Here is an 8959-nt window from a genome sequence, read left to right as displayed (position 1 = left end):
AGGTGTAATTGGCTTGCTTGGCGGCTGCGGCGCCATTTATGCACTTGCAAGCGTGGCTCGTGGACGCGGGAAAAAACTAGAAGAGATTCTGTTGCAAAGTGGGGCGGCATGCCTACAACCATCGCTCTACCGCCATCGTGATAAGTTTCTCGATAGCGTCAGCAAGCAACGCTACACACGGCGATCACGGCCAAGCTGGGTATTGTCATGCCGACGGCAGAGGAAGAGTCAGCAAGCCCCGACAAGGCAGACGACATATACATCGGTGCAACCAAACGGCTTCGCGAACTCACGCGTTCTAACAAGCGCTCTTGCTGAAAAGAGAAATTGCCTATGGATTTCATCGCAATATGCTGGCGATGAAGCCCGGGTATCGTGTCGTGCCTCCTGGGTATCCTTTACGGATTGCTGAGCAAAGGTTCTCCAGGTAACGCCTCCACTTTGATCCTGTGCACTTTGCCGATCCGGGGCTCGCCGCAGCTTGACGTTGCTCATTTCGCTGGCGCTGCTTGCCGCTTGGCTGCTGTTTTTTCGATCGAGCGCCGGTCAGGCGTATGGGTTTCGTCTATGCGGAACGTCTATTGAGTGCTTACCGTCGTTATCTTCTCAGCCTCACGGAAAAAGCCACAGGGGGCACAGGGCGCTTGAACGCACTACGCCGGATGCCGTTCTACTTCGCCAATCTGCCCGCGTTGCAGGAAGTGGCGTAGACACGAGCAATTGCTACCTTTGCCGCAAAGCGACGAACTGGTGCTCGGCCTTCCGACCGAAGGCTTAGATTCGGGCTGTTCGACACCACGTATGCCAAGGGCCGCGTCAGGCGAACGGAAACAACACCGGCAGCGATTGCAGACTTGGCACAGAAACGGGCTTGCCCGCGTAGCGCACAGCCGCCTCGATCAGCCATGCCGTAAGTTCGTCGTTCTCGATCGCTGTTGGTGTAAGCGGACAACGCGCTTGCCCTTCTCCACGCGCTCCACAGCGCTCCAACTCGCCTGGCTCTGGATGACCATGTTGGTCATGCGCCGTGTTCCTTCGCGCTCCCCGTAAGTCTCACTCATGCGCCGGTGCACTTCGGCGGATGCGCAGTCGCCCTGGATGGCGGACAGGCGGCCCACCAATTCGGCCACCTTGCCGAAGAACGGGTACGTCGCAACAGCCATGCCCCAGCACAGCGCGGCGACTGGAATGTCCGAATGCGTCTTATGGATGGCCACGCCGCGATCCGCGTAATCGACAAGTTCGGCGCGCGGCTCTAGCCACAGCCGGTTCAGTACGGTGCGTGTTTTCTTCTTGGCTTCGACGCCAAGTCCGGCTGCATCGAGCAGTGCATTCAGATCATCTAGTCCAGCCGCGCCAGCACGAACATTCAGTGCCGCAGTCGCCCAATCAAGCTGAATGAACCGATCGAAGCCTATTTGAGGGGCTGATGAATTCATTCCGGTACCAATCACATATTTGACTTTCACAAAGGGCACGATCAACTCTTCGACCGACACCCCGCCGTGGACTACCACCTGCTCGCCCTCAGGCACAAAGGCAGTTCGTCCGCCTGCGAATAGGGGCATGAAGTTCGCGGGTAGTCCTGCAATGTCCAACCTGACCGTGGTGGGATAGGCCGCAGCGGAATCGGCCAGCAAGTGTTCGCTACGATAGACCCGAACGCGTTCGCCGCGCGTCTCTGCAATCACGCCCTGGTTGGGCCTACCGACGCCGGTGGACTCGACGTTGCCGTGGTCTGCCGTCAGTAGATGTGGTAACCCTTATCCAGCAGCAGCGGAGAACAGCCGATCAACGAAGCCGGTCGCCAACCAGTTCCCAACCCACATGGCCACGTCCTTCTTCGATCGCTCCTTGTGGAGCCGGTCGTCCACCTCATCGATCACCAGGCCCAGAACCTTTGGATGCCGGTCTGTCAAATCCGATTCCAGTGCATCGAGCTGATTGATCTGTCGCAGCGCGCGGCGATACATCACCTGATTTGGGTTGACGCCTTCGTTCTGCCAGAACGTCTTCCACAAGGACTCTCCTTGTCGGTCCGATCAATCGAGTCGTCGAACTCACGAGGCTTCAGGCCAGAGAACAGTGCCTGGCGCGACACAGATGTCACAGTGGGCAGCCACGCGAACGCCGTTCCCTCATCGAACGCAAAGCGCTTCGTGCTGGCGATCAGCCGCTCCCGGATCTGCACCCACTGGTCAAATGCGAGCCCATCGAATACCAGCAAAGCGACCTTCGCTTCACCAGCAGAACGCCGATGCCGCAAGAAGCGCGGAACGTGATGCACCATCACCGGGCCCTTGGTGACCGGCTGCAAAATCAGGTCGGCGTAATGCTTGGCCGCGACCCAAGCATGCAGCCGCTCGTCTGATTGCGCCTGCAGCGTCTTGATGCGGTCGTCGATCTGTTGACCCATAGCCAGAAGATACTCGCTGCCTTCCGCGCCGGGCAGGGTATGTGTTCGAGCCAGGATCTCGCCGTAGCGCTTGGCGAACTCGCTCCAGTCCTTGTGCGAGCAGCTTGCCGTGGGCAGCGCATCGATCAGACCGTCGATGCCTTTGAGTACCAAGGCCTGCAACGCCGCGGGGTCCTGGACAATGCCGGCCTTAATCCAGCTCGGCATCCCCGCCGGGACACTGTGCACCGCCAGCGGGTGCAAGGTGCCGTCGAGAAACATGGAATCGACCAGCACCTGCACATCGGAGTGATCGAAGGGAATCTGGATCTTGGCGACATACTCCGGCGGTGGCGGTTCCCCTGTGCGCGTGCCATCCAGTCCCAAGTTCGCCAGGTAGCGATACCACGCGTCCTGCACCACCCGTAGCAGCGCACTCTTGGACGCCAACCATGTGGCGACGGGCTGATCCGCGAACAGCCCTTTGCTCTGGATAATGCCCGCCGCGTGCAGTGCGAATAGCGGCGGCAATGAGCGGTTGGCGAAGTGCATCCGCAGCAACTCGCGCCAGAAATCCACCGGGTTGCGAATGGACCGCGGCGTCAGTTGATAGACATGTTCGAGGATGAAATCTTTCGACTCGTTTTCACCGCGCGCTGACTGCAACTCGGTCTGGTGGGCATAAAACAGCCCCGCAAGATGCTCCTGTTCTACCTGCTGCATAGCGCTGTAGGCCAGCCTGGGGAAAAGCTCCGCAAGGCTGAGCCGTACCACGCGCCCGTGGTGCACGATGTCCCACGGCAGCTCATTCGCATCGGCGCTGCGCAGATGCAGAACCAGTGAAGGCGCCGGTCCCGGCTCACCGCGATCCCATGCGGCGCGATACCGTTCTTCGTATTCCGCCCGGAAGGCAAACGGGTCCTCGTACAGCATCACCTCGAAGCCCCGGTCGCGCAGCTCGGACAACAGCTTTTCGTCGAGCAGCACATCGTCGGGGTCGCAGGCCACCCACAGCCGGGTGAGGTCGGCCGTGAAGTGACTGAGAATGCGTTTTGACCACTGGCTCATCCCACCTGTCCTCCGGGCATCGCATCACCGGAGACGCGCACCATCATCACGGCATTCAAATCCGGCACGCTGGCCTCCATGTCATCCAGGGCCGCCATACGTGCATCGTGTTCCTGTTGCAGTCGCTTGCGCCGATGCTCACGCACAGCGGGCAAACCTATCCGCCCGATCGCCTGGCCCCGGGCCTCGAAGGCATACAGCGCACGTTCCCGTTCTTCCTTCAGGCGCTCACGGTGTTCGTTCAACAGCTCGTTAAAAATCCGCTCACCCTGGGTACTGGCGGTGGCATGGGATGCCTCGAACCACTTCACCGACTCCTCGGCACCCGTCACGGCATGCACGTCCACGGTTTCGGTCAGCAGCAGATCCCAGACGCGCTTGGCGGTTGGCACGAAGGGCCGGCCTTCCTCGTTGATGAACACCGGCAGGAAGCGCTTCCGACTCAAGCCTTCAGCCGCCAGACTGATCTCCCACAGCGACCAAATGCCGCGTACTGAATCCGGCAGCCCGGTCACGCGGATCACCGGCAGTGGCTGGCCGGCGACAAAGCGCGGCAGCTCGCTGATCACAGCACGGGCGCGTGGATCTTCCATCGTGACCCATTCCAACTCCGGGTTCTCATCCGCCGTGCGGGCGTCAAAGCAAGCCTGTGCCGACTCGCTGCCGTCTGCCCATTTCACCCGCCACGCATTGCCCACCTTGGTGGCCGAGCCACCACGGGCGGCCAGCCCGCTGGTGATGGCGCGCTCCAGCCAGAACTGCGCTGGGTGGTCGCGCCACTTGCGGGCATCATCGGCATCCAGATCATGTTCAGTAGTGAGCAGATCGCTATTCTTCTTCGACTCCGCCAGGGTGGTTCGCAACTGCGACACCACCGCGTCGCACTCCTGTTCGATGGCATCCGGGTTCTGCAGACCGTGCACGAACAGTTCGTCGAAGATCGGGTCGGCCTCAACCGAATCCATCACATCGGCCGCCTTGTCGACGCCAAACTCCTGTGCGATGACTTCCAGCTTTTCTTCCAGCACCTGGCGCACGCGGTGCTCCACGGTGTCTTCGAGCACGAAGTTGATGGCACGCACCACGTGCTTCTGTCCAATGCGGTCCACCCGGCCAATGCGCTGCTCGATCCGCATCGGGTTCCACGGCATGTCGAAGTTGACGATGACGTGGCAGAACTGCAGGTTCAGACCTTCACCACCCGCGTCCGTCGAGATCAGCACGCGCACATCATTGGAGAACGCCTGCTGTGCGCGGGTGCGCGCTTCCAGGTCCATGCTGCCGTTGAGCGTCGTCACCGAGAAGCCACGGCTCTCCAGGTAATCGGCCAGCATCGCTTGCGTGGGCACGAACTCGGTGAAGATCAGCACCTTCAGCGCCGGGTCACCTTCTTCCTGCTGCAGCTTGTAAATCAGCTCCAGCAGCGCCTCGGCCTTGGCATCGGTGCCTGCGGCTTCGGTTTCCCGCGCCAATTCCAGCAGCATCTCGACTTCGGACTTCTCCAACTCCCAGCCGCTGGACTGCATGGCCAGATCCACCTGGGACTGGCCGTCCAGGTCCGCCCACTCGTCTGCGCTGGTGTTCTCGAACAGGTTGGCCTGGGGCTGCGGTGCTTCAAGCAGGGCTTGGCGCTTTTCCAGTGTGGTGCGGATGGCTGCCGTGCTGGATGTCACCAGCCGTTGCATCAGGATCATCAAGAACCCGATGTGGCGCTGCTTGGCCGCCATAGCTTGGTTGTAACCGTGGCGCACATAGTCGGTCACCGCCTCGTATAGCCGCTGCTGCGAGCCGTGCCGGCTCTGCCAGGCCACCGCCTGCAGCCGGGTGACACGCGGCTTGAACAGCGGCTGGCCCTCGGCATTGATGGACACACGCTTCTCGGTGCGGATCACAAAGGGGCGTACCCGGTCACGGCTGACGCTGCTCTCGTCCGGGAAGGCTTCCCGGTCCAGCAACTGCATCAGCCGCATGAACTGGTCGGTCTTACCCTGGTGCGGCGTGGCCGATAGCAGCAAGAGATAGGGTGAGGCTTCGGCCAGCGCGGCGCCCAGCTTGTAGCGGGCCACCTGCTCGGTGCTGCCGCCCATGCGGTGGGCTTCGTCGATGATGACCAGATCCCACGATGCTGAGATCAGGTCCTCGAAGCGCTCGCGGTTGTAGGTGTTGAGTTGTTCCAGGCTCCAGCCGCGACGGCCTTCCAGCGGCTTCACCGAATCCAGCGAGCAGATCACCTGGTCGTGCATGCGCCACAGGTTTTCTTCCTCGCCCGCGCCGCCGCTGCGCCACTGGCGGAAGGCCGCCAGCTCGGATGGCTCGATGAACTGAAACTTCTCGCCGAAGTGCAGACGCATCTCCGCCTGCCATTGGCGCACCAGCCCCTTGGGCGCCACCACCAGGATGCGCTTCACCCGGCCACGCAACTTCAATTCGCGCAGCACCAGGCCGGCCTCGATGGTCTTGCCGAGGCCCACCTCATCGGCCAGCAGGTAGCGGATGCGATCGCGGCTGATCGCGCGGTTCAGCGCATAGAGCTGATGCGGCAGCGGCACCACGCTGGACTGGATCGGCGCCAATAGCAGGTTGTCCTCCAGCGCATCCAGCAGCTTGGCAGCCGCCGTGGTGTGCAGGATCTGCTCCACGCTCGGGCGCACGCTTTCCAGCGAGGCCAGGTCCGCTGCCCGGGCGCGCACCACCGCGTCCTTGGCCGGCAACCAGACGCGGTAAGCCACCTCGCCCCATACGTCCTGGCGTTCGATCACACGGCAGGGCGATGCCTGCCGGGTAAACCAACACCAATCGCCGATGGTAAAGCTCATGGACCGACCCGGCTTGCCGGCATGTGTGCCAGAGTTTTGTTCCAGGCAGCAAGATTCATCACTGCACAACCGGCCACAAATGGTTTTTTCCACGGACGATCTGCGGGTCCATTCATAGGGATCTGGCGCTTCAGAGCATCCGTTCGCGTTATCAGGTCGGCATCGGACAACGTACTCGCGCCGATCAGTACCAGGTAATAAATGGGTTTCTTCGCTCTACCTTCGGCGTACTCGTACAACCACGAATCCCGATACTTGGTCTTGAGATCGCTATCAATTGCGCCACTCATGAATTTCTTGAGGAACGCAGCGCTGTCCTGGGGCTTGGCATTGGGATTTTCGGGGTCTTTGAACTCGACAAAGTATGTTCGATCGTCCAACTCGACGATAAAGTCCACGGCCTTCATGCAATGGCTCAAGCCATGACTGGTCTCATCATCGAACTTCCGGCCAGCGACGCCTGCTGGCAAAGTGATTTGCAGATCATCTTCGGCAAGCACCGTCATGGTTTGATGCCTCCCAGGCTGCGCTTGAGCTCACGGTCGTAAAGATCGCTGAACGTGGCGGCAATCGCATTGGGATCAACGCCAAGATAGCTATCGCTTGCCTTGGCGACGACAGCTTCCGTCTCATCCCGGAACAGCGACAGATATCGAATCTGGTCGTCCTTCTGCTTGCGCAGATCGAATTCCTTCAGCAGAACATAGTTGTGAGTGGTCAAGAACACCTGCACGCCCATTCGTTGCAACTCCAGGATCACCTCGACCACATCGCCCATCAAAGCTGGATTCAAGTTGGCTTCGGGCTCATCCCAGAACAGCACCGAGCCCGAGAGCAATGTGCCGTTCTGGATCAGCAACCAGATCAAGGCCAGCTTGCGCATGCCCTCCGCCAACAGTGTGAATTCGAGATCGCCCTGTTTGTTCTTGAGGAAAAAATGCTCGCCTTTCGCGACCACCTTGCCGTCGATGGCCTTCTGTAGTGCAGTCAGCAGGCGCTGCCGATCTTTGTCGGTCGGGCCCATCAACTTGGGGAGGAAGGCACGCTTGATGATGTCCACATAGACTTCTTCAAAGGCAATTTCCCGCTTGGCTGCCGTGGCCAGGAAGCCTGGCGCGTGGGCCAGCATTTCCTTGACCGGGATATAGGCGCTGGCCAGCTCTTCTTTTTTCCAGGATGCCTCGCCAGTGACCTTCACATCCTCAGGTTTGTTGGTGTGATTAGAAAACTCTGCCGCCAGCTTTACGCCTCCTTCGCGGGTGACCACGGCTTTGGTTTTGACGCTGGTTGATTGCCGACGTGCCAAACGGCCCATGCGACCCTCATGCGGGTTGAAAACACTGCGCAGCTTGAGTGCAAAGCCCTTATCCTTGTCTTCGCCCACGGTCACTGCGCATGCCGCATACAGCACTTTCAGCAAGTGCGTTTTGCCAGTGCCATTTGCACCGATGATGACGTTGACTCCTTGCGAAAACGCCTGATCCAATCCGGCAAAGGACGTGAAGTTATCCAGCTTGATGTGCGTGATTTTGCTCATAGTCCGTCCTCCGTTCTGGTCAGCGCGAGGTCAAAGAGCGTCAGCAGCTTCTCGTCTTCCTGCAGCGTTTCCTCTGGCAGCTTGTTGGCAATGCCGATGATGGTTTGATAGTCCTTGGCTGCCCACGCAGCGCGGAAACCGGCACGCAGTACCTCAAGGCGCGACTCTTTGATCTTGCGTCCGGTGAAGGCCTTGTAGGTCTCAAACTCTTTCAGCAGTGCCTTCTCGCGCTTCTTCTCCAAGTCCTGTGCCTTGTTCGGGTCAGGCACATACCAGCGGTCCTTGGCTCTGGATCTCATCACTGGATGACTTTTATCGAGCCCGCGACAGTCATGAAAGTTCTTGGATAAATAGTTGGAAATCTGATTTGGAACGTCACCGTCGCCGTCATATCGCAGGAAGTTGTCTTCAAGGAGATCGTCCAGCTCCGGAATGATCTCGCCCTTGCGCTTGGCCGAACCGATCTGCGGGATGTACTCGGGGTGAATCTCTGACCGAGTGGATGGGCGCTTGAGCAGGAAGTTGGTCAGCCAGTCGATGGCACTGCGCTCATCGGAAACGAACAACTCTGCCTGCTTCACCTGCGGGATACGCGACCTTGCCTTTTCGTACTCGACGAGTTGGTCGGGCAGGAACACCATGCCATCCATCTCGCGGAAGCGAACCGGCAGTTCAGCCAGAAACTCCGGCGTTGAGATTGGCACCATCGTGCCGTGCCGAATGAACCAGGACGCCATGCGATCGTAGATGCGACGAGGGTCACGCTCGACGATATTCAAAAGCTCCTGCGGGTAGCCGGACGTGACTTTCACGGCAGGCAACTGTTTCAAGTGCGTCTGCACGAAGTCCCACGCAGAATCCACCGTCGCTCCAGTCCGATTGAAACGTTCCTCCAGTCCGCCGTTAGGCTTGTATGCGGAAATAATCAAATCTTGCTTAACAGCGTTAGGCGAAACGACCTGCTGAAAACTCAAGTTCACCTTATCGAGCGTGGTGACCTCGGCCACTACGAATCCCACCTGTTGCAACGCCACTTGTATGGCATTCCAAACAGCCGCTCGGCTATTGGAGAACACCACTGTCATCCATCTGCCCGGCTTAAGGACCCGGTAATACTCAGCGAAACATCTCTGCATGAGGTGC

General features: G+C 59.6%; 6 protein-coding genes and 1 pseudogene. All 7 read right to left on the bottom strand.

Annotation, left to right across the window (positions count from 1 at the left end; translation table 11 throughout):
* Positions 1 to 899: 899 nt before the first annotated feature.
* Positions 900 to 1691 (bottom strand): PglZ domain-containing protein, encoded by a 792-nt coding sequence (locus EZJ19_RS12755; protein WP_476704072.1) that lies wholly within the window; start codon positions 1689 to 1691, stop codon positions 900 to 902.
* Positions 1692 to 1763: 72 nt separating this feature from the next.
* Positions 1764 to 2021 (bottom strand): hypothetical protein, encoded by a 258-nt coding sequence (locus tag EZJ19_RS16470; RefSeq protein ID WP_240754759.1) that lies wholly within the window; start codon positions 2019 to 2021, stop codon positions 1764 to 1766.
* Entirely contained in the window at positions 1973 to 3463 is a 1491-nt protein-coding gene (gene pglZ, locus EZJ19_RS12750; RefSeq protein ID WP_240754758.1) for a BREX-3 system phosphatase PglZ, read from the bottom strand. Before pglZ ends, EZJ19_RS16470 begins: the two co-directional genes overlap by 49 nt.
* A complete protein-coding gene (locus EZJ19_RS12745) occupies positions 3460 to 6279 on the bottom strand; it encodes a DEAD/DEAH box helicase (RefSeq protein WP_131444232.1) in 2820 nt (939 codons plus the stop codon). Before EZJ19_RS12745 ends, pglZ begins: the two co-directional genes overlap by 4 nt.
* Entirely contained in the window at positions 6276 to 6785 is a 510-nt protein-coding gene (locus tag EZJ19_RS12740; RefSeq protein ID WP_131444231.1) for a hypothetical protein, read from the bottom strand. The genes EZJ19_RS12745 and EZJ19_RS12740 overlap by 4 nt, the downstream gene beginning before the upstream one ends.
* Positions 6782 to 7816, bottom strand: a complete 1035-nt coding sequence (locus EZJ19_RS12735) for an AAA family ATPase (RefSeq protein WP_131448178.1) — start codon at positions 7814 to 7816, stop codon at positions 6782 to 6784. Before EZJ19_RS12735 ends, EZJ19_RS12740 begins: the two co-directional genes overlap by 4 nt.
* Positions 7813 to 8959, bottom strand: a pseudogene (locus EZJ19_RS12730) (DNA methyltransferase); the annotation flags it as partial. The gene EZJ19_RS12735 and the pseudogene EZJ19_RS12730, both read right to left, overlap by 4 nt.

This window comes from Parasulfuritortus cantonensis, from assembly GCF_004337445.1.
Taxonomy (GTDB): Bacteria; Pseudomonadota; Gammaproteobacteria; order Burkholderiales; family Thiobacillaceae; genus Parasulfuritortus; species Parasulfuritortus cantonensis.
Note: the sequence above shows the minus strand (reverse complement) of the source record. Positions and strands in the feature narration are given on the sequence as shown.

What these genes read in the sequence shown, in the direction of transcription:
- pglZ (WP_240754758.1), bottom strand. Translation starts at nt 3,463, where the DNA reads ATGAGCCAGTGGTCAAAACGCATTCTCAGTCACTTCACGGCCGACCTC.
- EZJ19_RS12745 (WP_131444232.1), bottom strand. Translation starts at nt 6,279, where the DNA reads ATGAGCTTTACCATCGGCGATTGGTGTTGGTTTACCCGGCAGGCATCG.
- EZJ19_RS12740 (WP_131444231.1), bottom strand. Translation starts at nt 6,785, where the DNA reads ATGACGGTGCTTGCCGAAGATGATCTGCAAATCACTTTGCCAGCAGGC.
- EZJ19_RS12735 (WP_131448178.1), bottom strand. Translation starts at nt 7,816, where the DNA reads ATGAGCAAAATCACGCACATCAAGCTGGATAACTTCACGTCCTTTGCC.